Genomic DNA, 19,375 nt, shown 5'->3' on the forward strand with positions numbered 1-19,375 from the left:
TAAAATATCGACATCTATCACAAAAATAATGCAGATGATACTTGTAAAAGAGCATAAAGGCTTTTATATTGGTTTTGAAGATATAAATCGTTAGGTGAAATTTATTAGAGAATATGGTTAACCTTAATCCATTCAAATAAGGTAACTTCTAGCATCACTTCCGCGAAAAATATCTCATTGATCATTCATTCCTGAGCTTGTGATTCAGAACATTGTGAAAGCATTCATGTTCGTTTTTAAGCAAGCTAATTTAATTGGAATGTAGGGATCGTTTTACTTTCACCTAGTCGTAATATGTTTGTCATAATTACTTGGTTATAGTAGAGCAAATAAGAGAGTGAGAACGGTATTTAATTAGTGATATCAAGCTTACTCATTGATTAAAATGAGAGGTGTTATATGAAAAGCCAGAACCGTAGAAAGTGGTTTTACTACAAAAATCAAACAACTAAAACAAAATCTAACTAATAGAAAGCGCTAAATCGATATGATTGTGTCTTAGGCCAATCAACTTAAGGTCATTATAGAAGATCTTTAGTATCCTAGTAGCCAGGAACATGCAGAACCCAATAGGTGTTTCTGGCTAACTAAAAGGTACTCGCTTCAATATAATTCCCCCGATAAATTAAATTGCAGAGCGTTTTTTTGCATCAAAGCAAACGATCGCCTTGCTGGTGTGAGCTGAACGCACCGTAATCAATACATCGAGATACTATGGACCGTTATTGATAGATTTTACCCCCGATTGAGGCCTTTTCCGGCACTGATGTTATCTGCGTTCCGCCTAAATAGACACTCCCTTGTACAACCAGAAATTTTGGCAGTTCAGTGATTGCCGTATTTGCCAGATATAAATCACCGCCGACGTAGATATAAGGGGGGAGTTGTGTAAGTTTCGTTCCCATCAGGCTCAAATCCCCTTTGACCTGTAACCCATTATTCAGATAGGTAACCTGAGAATGGGCAAGATTAATATAGCCGTCGACTTTCAATGATAGCGGGAGTCGAGTCACTGAGCTATAAGCCAGATTGAGATTTCCTTTCACGACGAGTTTTTTTGGCAGGCGCTGGATACGGCTGTTTTCTAAATTCAGATTGCCATTAACCACCATAGGATCTGGCAGCTCAATATTTGTGGTATTTCGGAGCGTGATATTGCCATAGGAATCGGTGTAGTTCAGTAGCTTGAGCTCAGATACATACTGGTTAGCGTGTGCGAGACCGATTGTATTCAAGCTGGTGAACATGATAGCTGCACTTACCCCGGAAATTTTGATACCGGTAAGCAAAGTGGTGGGGAAGTGGATTCCTGCCATAGTAAAAATGCCCTGAACTTGGGTATAGTCTTCAATCATTGCCGTTTACATAACAGCACATTCAGTATCAGCGAGAATGACTTCAGCTAAATCGGCTATTTACGGTGTTGTGTACAATAATGCCTTGCTGCAGCGAACTGTCAATTTTAACCGTAGATTTTTCGAGACTGTGTGGTTTTTTTATTCAAAATTCAATACAAACAAGCTGTAGTCCCTTTCCTCCTATTTCCATGAGCAGTGTTCAGCTTAAATTCAGCTATAAAACAATGTTTTTTATTTTAAGCCTAGGTTCAGTTTTCTTGTGTAAAGTAATCATCAACGAAACGGAGTACAGCGATAACAACTGAAGTCTGTACTTTAATATAAAGAACAAGCAGGAGTGATTCATGAAAAAGTTTACGGCTATCTCAACGTTAATTTTGTCTGCAGCGGTTACACTTCCAGCTTTCGCAGCTGATACTGATTGGTTTGTTGGTGGTGGTGTCGGTTACCAGCAAGACGAAGTAAAAGGGGTCAATGATCAAAACGGAGAAGATGCGACTTATCAGTTACGTGGTGGTGCGATTATCAATGATCATCACCGTGTAATGGGTACCTATAGCTACATGGATAAATCATCACAAGACATGTTCTTAGCATCTTATGATTACCTGATACCGGTAGCTCAACAAGTTAACTTATTCGCAGGTGTATCGGCCGGTTTTGCTGATAGCGAAATTGCCAGCACAAGCTCAACAGACTTTGTATGGGGTGGTCAGGTAGGCGCGATGTATGAAATCAATGATAGTTGGTCAACTGAATTAGCATATCGTTATCTTGAGCAGGACTACAGTGAAAATAGCACTAAAATTGACTATTCGCAGCAAGTTGTATGGTCTGTCGATTACAAATTCTAACGCTCTGATGGTAGTTAACGCGTCATAAAACGAATAACAGGGGGAACGGCGTTCTCCCTGTTGCGCTATATAAATGTTCAAAACAAAATAGTAACGTCGTGAGCGAAAAGTCAAATATTGAGCTTATTGCTTTATATCTGTTTGCAAAGTATCCATTCGAGTCCAGATCACATTAAAAACTCTAATTTGGGTTGTTAATGTGATCTACATCTCTATATACTCCGCTTCCGGCCAGAACCATTGAGTTCAGCCACCTTAGTTACAAGCTGTCACCAGGGAAATGTGAACGACCCACGGAGTTGGACCGGCATGACTTTTAGCTTGTTATCAAGGTGACTTGTATGTTGTTTGTTTGGGCGGACAGATCCTTATTGTCTAAGCGTTATTGCTTGGATCCTTCCTATTTTGCTTTCTTCCTGAAAGCTTATGTTCCCCAATGGCAACAAGCAGTAACACCTTCATTTTTCGATATCCATTTAAGAAAAGCAGTAGGACGAAATAATGCAGTTGTTAATTAGTATGGCCGGTATTTTGGTACTGGTAGTGTGCGCTTGGGTCTTTTCCGAGAACCGTAAGGCGATTAACTGGCGCACCGTTGGCGGAGCCTTGTTCTTACAAGCAAGTTTTGCCGCTTTGGTACTGTATGTACCCGCTGGGCAAAAAGCGTTGGGGGCGATGAGCCGCGGTATAGCCAGCGTACTGGGGTTCGCGGATGAAGGGATCAAATTTCTGTTTGGTGATCTTGCAACGTCCGGTTTCATTTTTGCAGTTCGCGTCCTTCCTCTTGTTATCTTTATCAGTGCTTTAATTTCTCTTCTTTATTACCTTGGCGTGATGCAATGGGTGATCAAAGTGATCGGTGGTGGCATTCAGAAGTTTTTGGGTACCAGCCGTGCAGAATCATTAGTTGCTACGGGAAATATCTTCCTTTCTCAAGGCGAATCGCCGCTTCTGGTTAAACCTTTTCTTCCTCAAATGACTCGTTCAGAACTCTTTGCCGTCATGACTGGCGGTATGGCTTCTGTCGCGGGCAGTGTGCTAGGTGGTTATGCTGGTCTTGGTGTTGATTTAAAATATCTGATTGCTGCAAGTTTCATGGCCGCGCCGGGTAGTTTGCTAATGGCTAAGATTCTGGTGCCCGAGCAAAACGTTGCCGTTGAGCAAACGGATATTGAAATGGCAACCAGCGAGCATAGCAATGCAATCGATGCACTGGCTGCGGGTGCCATGAACGGCATGAAAGTCGCGGTTGCTATCGGTACGATGTTAATTGCTTTTGTCAGTGTTATCGCAATGGCTAATGCCGGTCTTGAAATGGTTGGCGAATGGTTTGGTATGAGCAACCTGACACTGCAAGGTGTTCTGGGATATATCTTCTCGCCACTGGCCTTTGTGATTGGTGTGCCTGCGAGTGAAATGCTGCAAGCGGGTGCGTTCATTGGCCAGAAACTTATCCTGAATGAGTTTGTCGCATTCCTCGATTTTGTTAATGTGAAGGAAACCCTCTCATCTCAGAGCCAGATTATTATTACTTTTGCCCTTTGTGGTTTTGCTAATATTGGCTCTATAGCGATTCAGATTGGTTCTATCGGGGTGATGGCTCCTGAGCGTCGCGGCGATGTCGCAAACCTTGGTTTCAAAGCGGTATTAGCTGCAACTCTGGCTAATCTGATGAGTGCTGCGTTAGCGGGTATTTTTATCACGCTGTAATTTTACTCATCTGTTATAGCTCCTGCGAAGGAGCTATCGATCATGAGCTGATATTTAAGCCGTCATTTATAGTGATGGCTTATTATTTTCCTCGTATTAAACGGTATTCGATTGTTGTTATATGCTTTTTGACCGTGTTTATGGTTGATCAAACTGTTTAATCAGTACTGAGGTATCGGCGCGATTAAAGCCGCGCTTTTGCAGCTCGGCATACTTTTCATCAACTTGTTTAGCCAGGGGTAGCTCTACCCCCAGTTTCTCTGCTGCATCAAAGCAGATACCGAGGTCTTTACGCATCCAATCGATGGCGAAACCAAAATCAAACTTGTCCTGCGCCATCGTGACAGCACGATTTTCCAGCTGCCATGAACCTGCCGCACCGTGTTTCAGTACATCGGTCATCTTTTCAATATCCAGTCCGGCAGATTTAGCCAGAGAAATCGCTTCAGACAGACCTTGCAGTATGCCTGCAATACAAAGTTGATTTGCCATCTTGGTAATTTGACCGTAACCAACATCACCCATTAAGGTGCAGGCTTTGGCATAGCAATCAATAACAGGCTTGGCTTTTTCAAACACATCAGCGTTACCACCGATCATTACCGTCAGGCACCCGTTCACTGCGCCAGCTTCACCACCAGAGACCGGTGCATCAAGGAAATCGGCTTGAACCGCTTTGGCAGCCACTGCCACTTCACGTGCAACTTCTGCAGATGCCGTGGTGTTATCAATCAAGATCGTACCGGGTTTAATTGTCGAGAGAATACCATTTTCACCGGTATACACCTGGCGAACATCGCTGTCATTACCGACACAGGTAAAAACAAAATCAGCCTCTTTAGCCGCTTGTGCCGGAGACAGTGCCAAGTGGCCCTTATGGATTTTAAGCCACTTTTCTGCTGTTGCTGTCGTGCGATTATAGACAATAACATTATGGCCTGCGTCGGCAAGGTGCCCCGCCATTGGGAAGCCCATTGTACCTAGTCCGATAAATGCGATATTTTGCTGAGTCATTATAATTGCTTCCCTGTCTTGTGTTTTTTTGATTACGGCAATATATACCCAAATCTTTTCAAGATGTAGTGTTCAGCGAGAATTCAGCGGCTTTGATTCAAAGGGGCCATTTGAGTGAATAGTGGTTCTCTTTAGATCGCTCTCTCATGTTTGCTTCAATACAGTAAAGTGGGGGGGTTATTGAAATAACCGCTTGTAACGCTCGTAAGAGAACCTTATGATGCATCGTTCTCAGTTTTGGTTTTTTAACCTTGTGTTGATTTGATAACTATGTTGGCAAATTTATTTCGTGCACTAATGATGGTGATATGTCTCGGGGGCGTTTCTTTTGCTCACGCTGACGCACATCTGACGAAAGCCGATATAAGTTCTTTATCTTCAGTGAGTGCTTTCTCTGCAGACGGTGATTTACAACTAGCGGATGTGTTACCTGCCATGGTAACGCTGCAAATCAATGAATCGCTGAACCTCGCTCCTTTTTTTGCCAAAGCGCATTTTTCGACGACTCAGAAAATACAGGATGACGGCGATAACGCACTTATCTGGAATTTCTCTCAATCGGTTGAAAAAAAGCAAGGTGAGCAACATTCGTCACAAGGACATACTTATCATTTAGGACTGACAAATTCTTCCAGACAGGCCAGTCTTGCCCGTCATGATCAAGAAGAAGTACAGCCTTGCTATCAGTTGGCAATCGAACTGCCTGTTCCTCCCGCACCCATTATGATGATTGGTTATACGGAGCGCTTCAGTGAGTCCGTTAACTGGATGCTGAACACGAATCCTCCCTCTTCACGAATATCCGGCTGGAAAGAGAGTAATCTCACCCATTCGCGATATCAGCATCAGCTCTCTCACGCCTGATCGATCACTGCTCTGAAAATCTGTGACTGTGCCCTGTTGAGCTTTGCTTATATATATCATTGCTCTATGTTGCACTCACATATCATCAGATCTTTATGGCACATAGATCAGAATAATGCAGGCGAGCAAATTATTAACCACGCTATTTCCCCCGCATTAACGTTTCTGTTCATGTTGCTCTGATATTTAAATCCATAGATCACGGGTTCACAAATGGCTTGGTAGCCATTATTGAGCGGGTGAGTTAGATGGCGATTTGATAATGAGAAAACAGAAAAACACCAAGATATTCAACCACTATTCGGCCTGGAAATATGCCGTGCTGATAACGACGGTATTTGTAATGCTACTGAGTGCCATTCCGACATGGTATGGCGAAGATGCTGCCATACTGATTGGATCTAAAGGCGGTGTTATCTCATCACCTTTGGCCATGCAGCACCAGTTAGAAGAAAAAGGGATCAAGGTTAAACGCATTGATCTGCGTGCAGATAAAACGGTTGTTGTACTGCAAGATGAAAATCAGCAGACAGCTGCGAAAGCAACCCTCGCTGAAATGGTTCAAGATCCGTCTGGTTTGACATTGACATTGGCATTGGAAGCGGCTGCACCGTTATGGCTGCAAAATATGGGGTTTGAACCGATTAAACTGGGTTTGGATCTTCGAGGTGGTGTGCAATTTCTACTTGATGTAGACGTCGACCAAGTCTATAAGGCACAAGGTGAGCAGCTGACAGATGAGCTGCATCAGTTATTTCGTCAGGCAAACATTCGTGCTGTTCGGGTGGAACAAGTAAAAGCTGAAAGGTTGCAGGTAAGGTTGCCGGTTTCAGGCACTGTTAGCTCAGAGGCAACCAGTTCAGAGGTAAACAATACTGTTCGTAAGCTCATTCGGACTCAATATCCTCAGTGGCAAGTGACCAATGGCAATGACGGCGACATTTATCTATCACTAAAAGATTCTGAAAAAACAGCGCTGCGCAACCTGACGGTTCAACAGAACCTGCAAATTATGCGAAGCCGTATTGAAGAGCTGGGAATAACCGAAGCGTTAGTACAGCGACAGGGTGAGCACCGTATTCGTATCGAGTTGCCTGGCGTACAAGATCCAGCCGCAGCTAAAAACGTGATAGGTGCAACTGCCAGTCTGGCGTTCTATGCCGTGAAAGAGCAAGGTAGCGGCAGTACCATGGAACTGAAAAACCAGCAGGGGCAACCCGTTCGAGTGGGACGTAATCCGATTCTGGCTGGCGACCATATCATTGACGCCCGTGCCGGTTTCGGCGAGATGGGAATGGCTGAAGTGAACATTACCCTCGATAGTTCGGGTGGCAAGATAATGTCTGACTTTTCCCGCCATAATATCGGCAAGCCGATGGCGACGTCATACAGCGAATACAGCCGTGACAGCAAGGGAGAGACTTCTCAATCCCATGAAATTATCAGTGTTGCGACGATTCAGTCACAGTTAGGTATGCGTTTTCGTATTACCGGAGCCGGTTCAATGGCAGATGCGCAGGAATTGGCATTGCTACTTCGTGCCGGTTCGTTAACTGCGCCTGTTACGATTGTTGAAGAACGTACCATAGGCCCGACATTAGGTGCTGAAAATATTGAGAATGGCTTTGCTGCTCTGGGCTTGGGGCTTGGTGTGACACTTTTGTTCATGGCGATATGGTACCGCCGCTTAGGTTGGGTGGCGAATGTGGCGTTGATCACCAATATGATCATGTTGTTCGGCTTACTCGCTTTGATCCCTGGTGCCGTGCTGACTTTACCCGGTATCGCGGGGTTAGTACTTACTGTCGGTATGGCGGTTGATACCAATGTGCTCATTTTTGAACGTATTAAAGATAAATTGAAAGAAGGGCGCTGTTTTGCTCAGGCAATTGACCGTGGCTTTAGCAGTGCATTTGGCACAATTTTCGATGCGAATTTTACGACCATGATCACCGCTGTCGTACTTTACGCTATTGGTAACGGTCCGATTCAGGGCTTTGCGCTGACGCTAGGTTTGGGTCTGTTAACCAGCATGTTTACCGGTATTTTTGCTTCTCGCGCCATGATAAATCTGGTGTGGGGCCGTGATCTTCGTCGAAATGTAAGGGTATAGAGCCGTGATGATTAATATGAAAAACGCAACAACATGGCGCCATTTCACCAGTGCCGTCTCAGTGCTGCTTATGGTTATTTCTGTCTTTCTTATCACCAGCAAAGGACTGAACTGGGGCCTTGATTTTACCGGTGGGGTGGTCAGTGAAATTCAGCTGAATAGTAACATTACCAGTAGTGAAATCGAGCCGCTGTTAAAGGCAGGATTGAAACAAGATGTCACCGTGATTGCGGCAGGCGAACCTGGTCGATGGGTGCTGCGTTATGCAGTTCCCGCCGTTGGAGCTGAGTTACCTCCGATCTCGCAGATGCTGTCGCCATTGGCAAGCGATGTGCAGGTACTGAATACCAGCATTGTTGGTCCGCAGGTTGGTCAAGAGCTGGCAGAGCAGGGCGGTTTAGCTTTGCTCGTCTCTATGCTGTGTATTTTAGGTTATCTGAGTTATCGTTTTGAGTGGCGTCTGGCTTCAGGTTCACTGTTCGCGTTGACTCATGACGTGGTGTTTGTACTGGGCTTTTTTGCTGCAACACAAATGGAGTTCAACCTTACCGTACTCGCGGCAGTCTTAGCCATTCTTGGCTATTCGCTGAATGACTCGATTATCATTGCCGACCGTATTCGCGAATTGCTGATTGCGAAACCGAAGTGTTCTATCGAGGAAATTAATAACCATGCCATTAAGGCAACGTTCTCCCGCACCATGGTGACCTCGGGGACAACACTGATGACCGTCGGAGCATTATGGCTTCTTGGCGGCGGGCCTTTAGAGGGGTTCGCGATTGCTATGTTCATCGGAATTGTCACGGGTACCTGGTCATCGATTTCAGTGGGTACGACGTTGCCTGAACTGTTTGGCCTGCGACCGGAACATTACCTGCCAAAGCCGATTTCTGAAGAGCCGTAAGGAGATTAGTAAGAGGGAGTCACGCGATAAAGCATGGCTCCCTCTTATTACAGATAATGGCGGATGTTTAATTTGCTTTGCATATGGATTCGCAAAATGGGACGTTTATACCATTGGTGTTAGCAAATGTAGAAAACTTGGTCTGCAAACATGGGCATCGTTATTGCTTGTATGCATTGTGTGTAAGGGAAAACTCTATTATTGATAGCTTATGAGGGCGGCATTATGTATGACGCAGAAATGAAGTTAAATCATCAAATTGTTCAGTTTGTCGAAACACAATTACACCTGCTGCTCCCGCCCCAAACATCACTTCAATCATCCACAATGATGACTGGCCAAAATATGCATTTGGTCATGATGACAATACTGGCCCAATACCTTGCGGGCTTAAAAGCAATTGATTGTCTGTTAAGCAAAGGGTTTACCGCGCAGACCCGAGGTATCTTTCAGACCCTTGGCGATGATTATGAAGACATCATCTTTTTGAGTCTGCCCAGTCAGGACGGACAGTTGACTCCATTGCATGAAGAGTATCTTAAAGGTGTCGCAGGTGATGAGTGCCATACGTGTTACAGCCCGATTTCACGGTGTGAGATCCGGAATATGATAAAACGAGCAAACAGCATTAATCATAATGTTTTTCAGCTCTATCCCAAAAAGCAGGCTTTGCAGATACTAAGAACGCATGGCGGTAAGCAATGTTCAGTGGAAGTCGCTTTCATGTTACATCGCCACTATGCCTATAAGGCGTTATTACTTACGATGTTAACGGCTAAGATTGCTGGTGATACTGAGATCATGAGAGCTTGTCTCAATTATCGTGCTCATTTAGAGATGATCGACCCTAAAACCATCCAGTTAGACTATGAAGCTATGAGTGAAGGGGCTGCATCTCGTGAGTTTAGAACACGTTTTGTCGCAGTAAAATAGAACCGCTATTCACTCAAATGGCCGCCTTGAATAAAACCAATGAATTCTCGCTGAACCCTGCATCTTGAGGTAGTTTGGGTGTAAGTATGTTAACGTCTTAGTTATAGCAACTTAAAAGGATATTTGGGTTTATCATGGGTAAAAAAGAACTAGATACAAAAATTGTCACCGCTGGGCGTTCAAAGAAATGGACTCAGCATTTGGTCAACCCACCCGTAAGCCGCGCATCGACAATTGTTTTTGATTCAGTCAAAGAGATGAAGCATGCAACGGCCAATCGCGCCAATAAAGAACTGTTTTATGGTCGCCGGGGCACCAATACCCATTTCGCTTTTCAAGATGCGATGGTTGAGCTGGAAGGTGGTGTTGGTTGTGCTTTGTATCCATGTGGTACTGCGGCGATTTCCAACGCGATCTTGTCATTTGTGAAAACCGGCGATCATATTCTGATGGTTGACGGTGCCTACGAGCCCACTCGTGATTTTTGCGACAAGATCCTGGATAAAATGGGGGTGGAAACCACCTATTATGATCCAATGATTGGCGAAGGTATTCGCGAGCTGATCCGCCCGAATACCACAGTACTCTTTCTTGAGTCCCCTTGCTCTATTACGATGGAAGTGCAAGATGTACCGACGCTTGCACGCATTGCCCATGAGCAGGATCTGGTTGTCATGCTGGATAATACCTGGGCATCTCCAATCAACTTTCAGCCTTTTGAGCATGGTGTCGATATTTCAATTCAAGCAGCAACGAAATATATAGTTGGTCATTCCGATGTCATGCTGGGTACAGCGACAGCCAATGAACGTTGCTGGGATCAGCTACGCGAAAGCAGTTACCTCATGGGGCAGTGTACTTCTCCTGATGATGTGTATCTGGCCATGCGTGGTTTGCGTACGCTTGGAGTACGTTTGAGACAACATGAGCAAAGTAGTCTTAAAATTGCTCAGTGGCTGTTAGAACGTGAAGAAGTCGATCATGTACGTCACCCGGCTTTTGAAAGCTGTGAGGGGCATGAGTTCTACAAGCGTGACTTTAGAGGTTGCAACGGGCTATTTTCTTTGGTTTTAAAACGAGGAAATACTCAAGCCTTAACGGCTTTGCTTGATGGAATGGAACATTTCAGTATGGGTTACTCATGGGGTGGGTTTGAAAGCCTGATCCTAGCGAATGAGAATATTAATTCGCTGCGTACGGCGAAGAAGAAAGACTTTGCCGGCCCGATGCTGCGTCTTCATATCGGTTTAGAAGATGCTGATGATCTGATCCGTGATCTTGAAAAAGGCTTTGAGCGTTTTAACGCCGTATTAGACAAGTAATCAGGATGTCTTCGTAGTAGCAGTTTTTGTATCAGCGGTTTTCATCTTATAGAGGCCGTATCAACGGCCTTTATTTTTTTCGTTATAGTTATTCGATTAGTCTTAGCCTTTGATCTCATGACGTAACTGAGTCAAAAAGCTTTTCATATATTCAGTTCGCTTAACGGCTTCTTGTCTTGCCGCAGCGGTGTTCATCGTATCCTGCAATTTGAATAGCTTGGTGTAGAAGTGATCAATCGTAAATAGCTTATCGTTATAAACACGTGTTTCACAAAAAGGGTCTTCATCTGAATACAGGCTTGCCTTGAAAGAGGTGCCGACCTGAATACAGCGCGCAATACCTATCGCTCCCAAAGCATCGATACGATCAGCATCTTGCACTATGGCGGCTTCTAATGTTTTTACCGGAATGTTTGCACTGTAGCTATGTGCCTCGATGGCGTGTTCGATTTCAGCATAGTATTGCTCGGGATAATCCACAGAGCGCAAAAAACGGATGGCTTCTTCTGCCGCCAAACGCGATGCACAATAGCGTTGAGGGTGATCCTTGGGCAGTGAAACACAATCATGTAGCCAGGCTGCAGGAATGATAACTTCAAGCTTGGCGTTCTCCTGATGCGCAAATTGTTTAGCGGACAGTACAACCCGCTCAATGTGGCTAAGATCATGAGCCGGATCGGTTGCCATCATCTTTTGTACGTATTTTTTTAGTTGTGGCTCGATATGTTCCATTCGTTGTATGTTCCTCAGGAAACCAATAACGTTAAATCGTATTTTGCTGGACTTAAGTGAATGGCTCAAGTCTATGTCTGAATGAATTAACAAGTTAGAACCGCACAGATGGACGTCTGAAGATGAAAGATGTTTATTTTTAACTGGTTAGCTTTAATGTGTGGTGATTCTTGATAAAGGATCCAAAAAAGTAGCGCAGCCTTGTCTAGACTTAAAGACGAACAATAATAATCAGAACTCAGGAGTAGCGGTAACTATGAAGGCAAGATTGATCATTATCGTAATGCTCTCATTGTCGGCCATCAGTTGTACCAGTGCGGATTATAAAGACTACCGTCTTTTCCCTAGAGAATATGTGAGTAATGAGGAATATGACAGTATCTATCATTATGGTTACAACCAAGGATGTGAAAGTGCCTTGAATACTAAAGGTCAGACGGGAATGGACTACCTGAAAGATGTGGCGTTAGATGGCAGTAACACCCGATTTAACGAAGGTTGGGATGCGGGAAATAAAGCTTGCAAAGAAGGTGTTCGCAGGGGGATGTACGATTTGTAACCCTCAAACTCAGACAATTAAATAAATTTGTACTGTCGTGACTTGCCAAATCAAGCTGCCCGAATGCTGGCTTTTTTCTATGATAATATTGTCGCAGATGTTATGTGTAATGGAGCATATGCGGGTATGTATGAATATTAGGAAACTGTTTTCAATTTAGCGAAATAAATTTCTTTTATCGAATATTAATGAATATAGGAAAACTTATCATTGCAATAAATAATAATTAATTACAAGGAAGTAAGGAATGTTGGTTTCCTTATGGATATTAACAAAACTAAAGTAAATAATTTTTCATTTATAAATTATTGTCGAACGGGGGAATGTAAACTGCTTGTTAATAAAATAGACCCCGAAGGGTCTGTTATTTATCATCTCTAATATTAGGAAAGTCAGAAAAAACCTAGCCTGTTTTTTTCTTAATCGTTATTGATACCTAAATATATAAAGAAAGCGAGCAGATTTAACCACTTTTATGCGGCCTGTGTCATACTCATTGAGAAAATTTGACCATCATGAAAATTCACTGGTACTACCATATGCACTTCAGGTAACAAGAGAAAAGCACCATCATTATGCGTTTTTACAATGATTTGTAAGCGCTGGTCGATTGTTTCTTGTAGTTGGGACGTACATTGTTTACTTACTTGAGTGCCAAACTGACTATAACGACCATTACTGGAATATACCCAGATGCTGAAACGGATTTTTGTTCTCTCAAGCTGCTCTATAAAATCAGTAATATTTCTCATAAAAAGTCCTTTTTATTAAATCAACATCATTGTATTGACGTATTAGTATTATGGAAGGATACGTATATATTACAATTTCAATTCATTATCGTTATTCAAAATATGTGACATCAGCAAGGTTTTTTTGAGAATTCCAATAGCTATCTAATATTGTTTTCATAGTCTTAGCTATAGAAAACAATAATAAGCCATCACTTAAAAGTAATAAACTAAATGCATGTAAAGTGTTATTAACGATTAAGAAGGTAAACATTCACCCTGATATAAAACCTGTTTTATATCTCGTGTTGTAATATTGAATTCTGATATCTAAATCTATAAAAGTCGTGTATAAAAGTGCATTTATTGTGCTATCGGTATCATATGTGTTGGGGAGGTCTGACCATTATGGAACTTCACAGGTATTGCCATATATACTTCAGGTAACAATAGAAAAGCATTATCGATTTCATTGTTATGCATTTCGACTATAACTTGTTTGAGTTACTTAGCCCGGAAGATGCTCAGGCAAGGCCGAGTTGGTACACCATATTAAAAAGCGTGAAGGCTACCGCAAGGCGTTTGATAACGATGGACTTTACCTTAGCTCGCTATGATGATTTCGGCTGCGGACATGATAGAAAATGACCTTGTTGTGTCTTGTGCTTGTTATCCAAAAGCAGCCGGGATTAGTTAGGAGCCTTTACCAAAATATTTGAGCAAGTAATGAATGTGTAAATCGGATATCATAGCGAAGTAGTTTAAGATCACTATGTTGTAATAAGTTATTTTGAGAAGAATTTATGTCAGATACACCGGTAAAACTGATTCAGAGAGTCACATGGATTGGAGCAATTGCTAACGTTGCATTAGCACTGTTAAAAATCACTGTAGGTAAACTGACAGGCAGTCAGGCCTTAATTGCCGATGGTGTCCATAGTTTTTCAGATTTAGTGACTGATACGGCAATCTTGATTGGTTCAAGATACTGGACCGCGCCTGCTGATAAAGAGCACCCGTATGGGCATGGACGTTTTGAAACCCTGACCAATATATTTATTGGTGTACTGCTTGCTATTGTCGGGATCGGGATTGGTTGGAATTCCATTGATTCCATTGGCCAGGAGTCAACTACCACCCCTGGAATGCTGGCGTTTTGGGCAGCTATTGCATCGATTCTGGTGAAAGAAGTGTTGTATCGTTGGACGGTGATTCAGTCTAAGAAGATTAATAGTCGTGCTTTGTACGCGAATGCTTGGCACCACCGCTCAGATGCATTGAGTTCATTACCTGTCGCTATCGCTGTTAGTGCAAACTACTTTGTACCTGATTTGTATTATCTTGATCAGATTGCCGCCCTGCTGGTTACCGCAATGATATTGAAAGCGGCTTTCGAGATATTGTGGCCTGCAATAGTGGAAATCACTGAAGCAGAAGCAGACAGTGAGATTGAAGCTAAAATTCAGCATTATGCGAAGCAGGATAGCGATATTCGTGAAGTTCACGCCATTCGTAGCCGCCGTACTGGCAGTATAATTTTATTAGACTTCCACCTGTTGGTGGATCCTGTGATGAGTGTCGATAAGGCCCATACTATCACTGAAAACTTTAAGAGCCATATTTTAAAACAAATAGATGAAGTGGTTGATGTGATCATTCATGTCGAGCCATATACCTGTGCAGAACGGCTTATTAATCCGTGCTGTGGTGGCGATGAATGTCATGATGAAATGTAAGTCGAGATGAGCTAGTCGCTTTAATTACTCTTATTCACAAAAAACGCCTGCAAACTTGCAGGCGTTTTTTGTTATATAAGCAAAACTTTGTATGCACTTTTTTATGATTGTCTTATTATTAAGATTGGCTGGGCTGTCAAATATTCACTAGGCCAACTAATACCATCCTAGATATTAACCATGGCAGGTTTTGTACTGCAAGAAAGTTGTTGGATCAGTATTGCACATAGCACGACTAAGCACGAGTGTGACGCTGTAAAAGGAGAAAGAATATGCCATTGATCAGAGTGAAATCGCTTCCATTTGACCATGACGTAGATGTCTCTCAGGTCGTGTGTAGTCTATCGCAGGCAATGTCTGATGCGAACGACATTGAACCTCATCATATTATGATCACCTGGGAATATTTGTCGCCAGACCATTATTCGCATGGCGGTAAAGTAACCCAGAGCCAACCGATTAATACCCATCCGGTGCTAATCGATCTTGTCGCACCAAATTTTAATACCGAAGATCAGATCATGGCGATGCTAGAGCTAATCGCTAACACTCTCGCAGAGCTGGTTCCGATCGCGAAAAATAATATCTTCATTAACTATACCCCAGCCTATAGTGACGGTGTCTATGATGAAGGGCATGTTGTGGAATGGGATATGTAGCACCCGGTAACAAAAGAGAGGGTTTCGCTACAATCTGTTCTTACTTATCCACAGTATTCGTGGGTAATTGAGGGGATAACTTATGGATGAAACAGGCGTTAATACGCTTTGCGAATAGGTCGGAATAATACCAATCAAGATAAAAACCCAATTACCTACCAACGGTGGGGGGTAATTGGGCGTCAGTAATGGCATTTATACCGTTTTTTCGCTATTCATCTTATCGACTACATAGCCTTGGAAGCCTCTAACCATCAACTCTGCCAGCTTCTCTTGCTGGCTCATTGTCTCCACTCTGGATGCGATGGTTGTGATCGATAAATTATTAGCCGTTCGGGTAATGGAAGCTAGCACGTCAGCTTTTATCTGGTTGTCAATTTGATTGGTGTAAGCGAAATCCAGTTTGACATAAGCCGGACGGAACTTGTTTAGATAGCCGATTGAGCTGAAGTTGTGGCCAAAGTTATCAATACCAAAGCGGAAGTTATTCTGATGAATGATCTCGCATAACAGGCCGGCATCATCGCTGTTTTTGATGAAGCAAATCTCGGGTAACTCAAACAGGATACGGCTGCTTAAAGCCTGACAGGATTGCATCTTATTCGATAGCCAGCGTATAAAGCCTGTATCGTTGACACTGTTTTGGGTAATGTTAACGGCAATTGGCCCCAGTTCAGGATTGGCTGCCAGTTTACCGAACAGTTGCTCAAGAATGTGCATATCCAGTTGAGCCCCCGCGTTAAGCTGTTCAATTGCGCCGAGAAACTGGCCTGCGGAATAACGATGATTACCTTTCTGAATATAGGCAAAGACTTCCTGGTGCAGAGGAGCCCCTTCATGGTCGACGGCTTTTTGATAGTTAAATTTAAACTGTTTGTTGGCAATCGCTTCTTCTACTACCGCTTTCCATTGCTGTTTGCCCATAGCGGATTGCAGTTTACCCTGCGCAGATGGTTGCACGATATCAAACAGTGCCAATGGCTCTTCTGCTTGCTGTCTAGCCTGCATTAAGGCGTTATCAGCCTGAGCTAGAATAGTAGTGATATTGTCGTCTTCACGGCGCATAACCAGACCGACAGCGGCTTGTACAGGGGCTGCATCGAATGAGGTCATGCTAAGCATTGAACGCCCAATCATTTTAAGCTCTGATGCCGTAATATTCGGGGCGATGAGCATAAATTCCGACTGGTTCAGGCGAGCGATAGTGTAATCATCCGTAGCCAGATCTTTCAGCCGAGCCGCTAGTTTTTGTACGAATTTATCACCCGCGTCATAGCCCTCTTGAGCATAGCAATCGGTGATCTGGTCAACTTTTAACAGTGCAACACCACCTTCAGGAGGGTTAGAGAGCCAATATCCAAGCTGGATCATTAAGTAACTACGGTTCGCCAGGCCAGAAACAGGATCCTGATAGGCGCGGATTCGGAGCTTGTCGGCCTCCTGAGCTTGCTGTTCAAAATGAATTTTAAGCTGATTACTCATGGAGTTAAAGGCGAGAACTACATCACTCAGCTCACGGGTGCGGGGAACGGATAAAGGTTGACCAAATTGGTTATCAGACATTTCTCTGGCGCGGCGCTGAATCGATTTTAATGGCCTTAAGACTTTCGACAGAATAATAGACAGAACCACAGCGCCAAACAGGAAGGTCAGTAGAAAACCAACAACCAGCTGCACGGTTGCTTTCCATAGCTGGATATAAGCATGAGCCGGACTACTAGTAACAGAAAGGGTTGCCAGTTGCATCCAGCCACTAGTCAGTGTGGTGGATTTAGTTATTGGCTGAATGACAATAGCATTACGAAACCATTCAGGCACGCCTGAAATTGCCGATGGGTACGTACGCTTCAACTCATCATTATCTTGCAACATTTCTAGGATGACTTCACTGTAGAAGCTGCCGTCGAAGGTTGCGTTGATAACGGACTCGGCTGAAACTTTATCGTCAGCTTCCAGATATGGTGACAGCGCCATACCCACAGCACTGATGGCATTATCCATTTCGGCCGATTGCTGTTCGAGAAGAAAGTCTCGCGTGGTATGAAACTGGATAACAAACACGGAGGTGATGAGTGCAAAAAATACAACCAGCATCCATATCAAAAGTTGTCTGTATAGTGTCATTGTGATCACTTATCAAAGTTAATGTTTGGTCGGTGTAGTTGAATGTGGTTTGAACGCTGACGCAAATCATTCCACAAACTTAAACGGGAAGAATTCCCCGCCAACTGTCCTTGTCCTTTTTGTTTCATCAGCCAGAGCTTGCTACCGTTAAAGCTGTAAATAGGCAGTAGATCCGGGCGCTCATTAGCGGGCTTGATTTCACCATCTAAGTTATCAAGTAGTAAAGGTACCGCTGACGGTGTAGGGTAGTAGGCTACCACCATATGAAATTGGTTTGGTTTTAGTGCTTTTACATATACCAGCCTGAGCTTGTTATCGGCAATGCCAAGTTCGCGAAGTGTGAAGTATTTTGCAATACTGAAGTCTTCACAGTCACCAGCCGCCGCACCAAGAAATTCTAGAGGGGTGGCCCAATAGTCAGTTTTCCCCCATAATTTGATATCATCGATAAAGATCAGTTGATTAAAAAAGGTATTTACCTCTGCGAGCTTGGCGCTTTCGTCATTGGGCGCAATGTTATTGATTAACTGGCGCCACGCATCCACACGCTTTCCAGCCCGTTCCCCGTAAAATTGTGCGACTTTGTTGATTTGCTTTAACTCTTCGCTATCAGTCAACGCAATGGCGCTGGCTGACAACAAGATACAGCAAATCCAGAACATAATAGTCTTCAAGGCAATTGGTCTACCGTTGGATCCATGAGATGTCACGTACCGTGATAATTTATACTCTTCTAAGATGCTGTCTCTTTAGCCAGCCCTATTCTTTATTTGATTGTATTGCCCAGCTTTCTGGTACGTCAATCCGTGATTGTGACAATAACAGGTCCTTGGTGTTGAGAACATGGCATTTAGCCAGATTAACATTGAAATCTGCGCTAATTATCCCCGAGGTACCCCAAGATGCTAGATTCATGGTGATCTAGGCACTAATTTTGCGTTGCTGATTTTTGATGTAAATCGACTATATTTGACACTCAGCACATGACCTTAGCGCCTGAAATTCTCGCTGTAACGAGCATTTTGAGGTAACTTGGGAATAGAACTGAATGTAACCTTGACCCGTTTCTCTTTCGCCAGCGATAATAGGGGCAATTGATATAAAATTGTCACCATAATGGAGTCAAAATGGCAAAGCTAAGCTTACAAGAGCAAATGCTGAAAGCAGGTCTTGTTGACAAAAAGAAGTTAAAAAAAGCGGCGAAGACATCAAAGAAATCGCGCGTCCAGGCAAGAGAGGCCAAAGCGGCTGTTGAAGAAAAAAAAGCTGCGCAATTGGCTCAAGATCAAGAGCTAAACCGCCAACGTGATGAAGAAGCACAAAAGAAAGCTTTTGCATCTCAGATTAAACAGCTTATTGAGATGAACCGTATCGACCGTAAGCACGGCGATATTGGCTACAACTTTACTGACGGTTCACTGGTTAAAAAGATTTACGTTGATAAGAGCATTCAAGATCAGTTAGTGAAAGGTCGCTTGGCGATTGTTCGTTACCTTGATGGCTATGAAGTCATCCCTGGTGTCGTTGCCGATAAAATTGCCCAGCGCGATGATGAATGTATTGTCCTGAATAACATTGTTGAAGAACAAACGGTGGAAGAAGATGATCCGTATGCAGATTTCGCCATCCCAGATGATCTGATGTGGTAACGTTATTAGCCCAACGCTAATGAGAGTCACTATTCGTTCATAGTGCCGCCTTGCCTAAAAGCCTCGAATAAGCCCTGTTTATTCGGGGCTTTTTTGTCTCATTTTTGTAATTA

At 43.4% G+C, this 19,375-nt stretch carries 17 protein-coding genes; 11 read left to right on the plus strand and 6 right to left on the minus strand.

Annotation, left to right across the window (positions count from 1 at the left end):
• Nucleotides 1-722: 722 nt before the first annotated feature.
• Nucleotides 723-1,355, minus strand: coding sequence for a hypothetical protein (locus C9I89_RS22815; RefSeq protein ID WP_245905463.1), 633 nt, complete (start codon nucleotides 1,353-1,355; stop codon nucleotides 723-725).
• A 347-nt stretch (nucleotides 1,356-1,702) separates the two neighbouring features.
• On the opposite strand from C9I89_RS22815, the gene C9I89_RS10060 reads away from it, so the two are divergent.
• Both C9I89_RS10060 and C9I89_RS10065 read left to right on the plus strand, forming a co-directional pair.
• The gene (locus tag C9I89_RS10060; protein WP_107283224.1) at nucleotides 1,703-2,212 is read left to right on the plus strand and encodes a porin family protein; all 510 of its coding nucleotides are present in this window, start codon (nucleotides 1,703-1,705) and stop codon (nucleotides 2,210-2,212) included.
• 501 nt (nucleotides 2,213-2,713) lie between these two features.
• Nucleotides 2,714-3,922, plus strand: coding sequence for a NupC/NupG family nucleoside CNT transporter (locus tag C9I89_RS10065; RefSeq protein WP_107283225.1), 1,209 nt, complete (start codon nucleotides 2,714-2,716; stop codon nucleotides 3,920-3,922).
• A gap of 138 nt (nucleotides 3,923-4,060) precedes the next feature.
• On the opposite strand, the gene C9I89_RS10070 is transcribed toward C9I89_RS10065, so the two are convergent.
• Nucleotides 4,061-4,939: an NAD(P)-dependent oxidoreductase gene (locus C9I89_RS10070; protein WP_483875143.1), complete on the minus strand. Its 879-nt coding sequence runs from the start codon at nucleotides 4,937-4,939 to the stop codon at nucleotides 4,061-4,063.
• A gap of 294 nt (nucleotides 4,940-5,233) precedes the next feature.
• On the opposite strand from C9I89_RS10070, the gene C9I89_RS10075 reads away from it, so the two are divergent.
• The 5 genes from C9I89_RS10075 to C9I89_RS10095 all read left to right on the plus strand — a co-directional run bounded on the left by C9I89_RS10075 (nucleotide 5,234) and on the right by C9I89_RS10095 (nucleotide 11,072).
• Nucleotides 5,234-5,800 carry a hypothetical protein gene (locus tag C9I89_RS10075; RefSeq protein ID WP_245905464.1) on the plus strand — a complete coding sequence of 189 codons (567 nt, stop codon included), beginning with the start codon at nucleotides 5,234-5,236 and terminating at the stop codon, nucleotides 5,798-5,800.
• Nucleotides 5,801-6,062: 262 nt separating this feature from the next.
• Nucleotides 6,063-7,913, plus strand: a complete 1,851-nt coding sequence (gene secD, locus C9I89_RS10080; RefSeq protein WP_107283228.1) for a protein translocase subunit SecD — start codon at nucleotides 6,063-6,065, stop codon at nucleotides 7,911-7,913.
• Nucleotides 7,914-7,920: 7 nt separating this feature from the next.
• Nucleotides 7,921-8,817, plus strand: coding sequence for a protein translocase subunit SecF (gene secF, locus C9I89_RS10085; RefSeq protein WP_211315239.1), 897 nt, complete (start codon nucleotides 7,921-7,923; stop codon nucleotides 8,815-8,817).
• 225 nt (nucleotides 8,818-9,042) lie between these two features.
• Complete coding sequence (locus C9I89_RS10090; RefSeq protein WP_107283230.1) at nucleotides 9,043-9,750, plus strand: hypothetical protein; 708 nt, start codon at nucleotides 9,043-9,045, stop codon at nucleotides 9,748-9,750.
• A 134-nt stretch (nucleotides 9,751-9,884) separates the two neighbouring features.
• Nucleotides 9,885-11,072: a cystathionine beta-lyase gene (locus tag C9I89_RS10095; RefSeq protein ID WP_107283231.1), complete on the plus strand. Its 1,188-nt coding sequence runs from the start codon at nucleotides 9,885-9,887 to the stop codon at nucleotides 11,070-11,072.
• Nucleotides 11,073-11,174: 102 nt separating this feature from the next.
• Here C9I89_RS10095 and C9I89_RS10100 read toward each other — a convergent pair whose 3' ends face one another.
• Nucleotides 11,175-11,804, minus strand: coding sequence for an HD domain-containing protein (locus tag C9I89_RS10100; protein WP_107283232.1), 630 nt, complete (start codon nucleotides 11,802-11,804; stop codon nucleotides 11,175-11,177).
• Between the two features lie 256 nt (nucleotides 11,805-12,060).
• Between C9I89_RS10100 and C9I89_RS10105 the strand changes: the two genes are divergently transcribed.
• The gene (locus C9I89_RS10105; protein ID WP_107283233.1) at nucleotides 12,061-12,363 is read left to right on the plus strand and encodes a hypothetical protein; all 303 of its coding nucleotides are present in this window, start codon (nucleotides 12,061-12,063) and stop codon (nucleotides 12,361-12,363) included.
• A gap of 473 nt (nucleotides 12,364-12,836) precedes the next feature.
• Here C9I89_RS10105 and C9I89_RS10110 read toward each other — a convergent pair whose 3' ends face one another.
• Complete coding sequence (locus tag C9I89_RS10110) at nucleotides 12,837-13,115, minus strand: hypothetical protein (RefSeq protein WP_107283234.1); 279 nt, start codon at nucleotides 13,113-13,115, stop codon at nucleotides 12,837-12,839.
• Between the two features lie 782 nt (nucleotides 13,116-13,897).
• Here C9I89_RS10110 and C9I89_RS10115 point away from each other — a divergent pair.
• Together C9I89_RS10115 and C9I89_RS10120 are read left to right on the plus strand one after the other, a co-directional pair.
• On the plus strand, nucleotides 13,898-14,830 hold the full coding sequence (locus C9I89_RS10115; protein WP_107283235.1) for a cation diffusion facilitator family transporter: 933 nt from the start codon (nucleotides 13,898-13,900) through the stop codon (nucleotides 14,828-14,830).
• Nucleotides 14,831-15,102: 272 nt separating this feature from the next.
• On the plus strand, nucleotides 15,103-15,489 hold the full coding sequence (locus C9I89_RS10120; RefSeq protein WP_107283236.1) for a hypothetical protein: 387 nt from the start codon (nucleotides 15,103-15,105) through the stop codon (nucleotides 15,487-15,489).
• A 195-nt stretch (nucleotides 15,490-15,684) separates the two neighbouring features.
• Here the strand turns inward: C9I89_RS10120 and C9I89_RS10125 are convergent, their stop codons facing one another.
• Entirely contained in the window at nucleotides 15,685-17,613 is a 1,929-nt protein-coding gene (locus C9I89_RS10125) for an EAL domain-containing protein (protein ID WP_107283237.1), read from the minus strand.
• Between the two features lie 5 nt (nucleotides 17,614-17,618).
• Nucleotides 17,619-18,275 carry a transglutaminase-like cysteine peptidase gene (locus C9I89_RS10130; protein ID WP_107283238.1) on the minus strand — a complete coding sequence of 219 codons (657 nt, stop codon included), beginning with the start codon at nucleotides 18,273-18,275 and terminating at the stop codon, nucleotides 17,619-17,621.
• Nucleotides 18,276-18,740: 465 nt separating this feature from the next.
• Between C9I89_RS10130 and C9I89_RS10135 the strand changes: the two genes are divergently transcribed.
• On the plus strand, nucleotides 18,741-19,262 hold the full coding sequence (locus C9I89_RS10135) for a DUF2058 domain-containing protein (RefSeq protein WP_107283239.1): 522 nt from the start codon (nucleotides 18,741-18,743) through the stop codon (nucleotides 19,260-19,262).
• Nucleotides 19,263-19,375 lie beyond the last annotated feature (113 nt).

Origin of the sequence: Photobacterium lipolyticum, assembly GCF_003026475.1 — a bacterium.
Lineage (GTDB): Bacteria > Pseudomonadota > Gammaproteobacteria > Enterobacterales > Vibrionaceae > Photobacterium > Photobacterium lipolyticum.

Bases quoted from the DNA above. Each gene is read 5' to 3' on its own strand.
- C9I89_RS10090 (WP_107283230.1), top strand. From the start codon at position 9,043: ATGTATGACGCAGAAATGAAGTTAAATCATCAAATTGTTCAGTTTGTC.
- C9I89_RS22815 (WP_245905463.1), bottom strand. From the start codon at position 1,355: ATGATTGAAGACTATACCCAAGTTCAGGGCATTTTTACTATGGCAGGA.
- secD (WP_107283228.1), top strand. From the start codon at position 6,063: ATGAGAAAACAGAAAAACACCAAGATATTCAACCACTATTCGGCCTGG.
- C9I89_RS10130 (WP_107283238.1), bottom strand. From the start codon at position 18,275: ATGTTCTGGATTTGCTGTATCTTGTTGTCAGCCAGCGCCATTGCGTTG.
- C9I89_RS10125 (WP_107283237.1), bottom strand. From the start codon at position 17,613: ATGACACTATACAGACAACTTTTGATATGGATGCTGGTTGTATTTTTT.
- C9I89_RS10100 (WP_107283232.1), bottom strand. From the start codon at position 11,804: ATGGAACATATCGAGCCACAACTAAAAAAATACGTACAAAAGATGATG.
- C9I89_RS10065 (WP_107283225.1), top strand. From the start codon at position 2,714: ATGCAGTTGTTAATTAGTATGGCCGGTATTTTGGTACTGGTAGTGTGC.
- C9I89_RS10075 (WP_245905464.1), top strand. From the start codon at position 5,234: ATGATGGTGATATGTCTCGGGGGCGTTTCTTTTGCTCACGCTGACGCA.
- secF (WP_211315239.1), top strand. From the start codon at position 7,921: ATGATTAATATGAAAAACGCAACAACATGGCGCCATTTCACCAGTGCC.
- C9I89_RS10110 (WP_107283234.1), bottom strand. From the start codon at position 13,115: ATGAGAAATATTACTGATTTTATAGAGCAGCTTGAGAGAACAAAAATC.
- C9I89_RS10120 (WP_107283236.1), top strand. From the start codon at position 15,103: ATGCCATTGATCAGAGTGAAATCGCTTCCATTTGACCATGACGTAGAT.
- C9I89_RS10135 (WP_107283239.1), top strand. From the start codon at position 18,741: ATGGCAAAGCTAAGCTTACAAGAGCAAATGCTGAAAGCAGGTCTTGTT.
- C9I89_RS10060 (WP_107283224.1), top strand. From the start codon at position 1,703: ATGAAAAAGTTTACGGCTATCTCAACGTTAATTTTGTCTGCAGCGGTT.
- C9I89_RS10095 (WP_107283231.1), top strand. From the start codon at position 9,885: ATGGGTAAAAAAGAACTAGATACAAAAATTGTCACCGCTGGGCGTTCA.
- C9I89_RS10115 (WP_107283235.1), top strand. From the start codon at position 13,898: ATGTCAGATACACCGGTAAAACTGATTCAGAGAGTCACATGGATTGGA.
- C9I89_RS10105 (WP_107283233.1), top strand. From the start codon at position 12,061: ATGAAGGCAAGATTGATCATTATCGTAATGCTCTCATTGTCGGCCATC.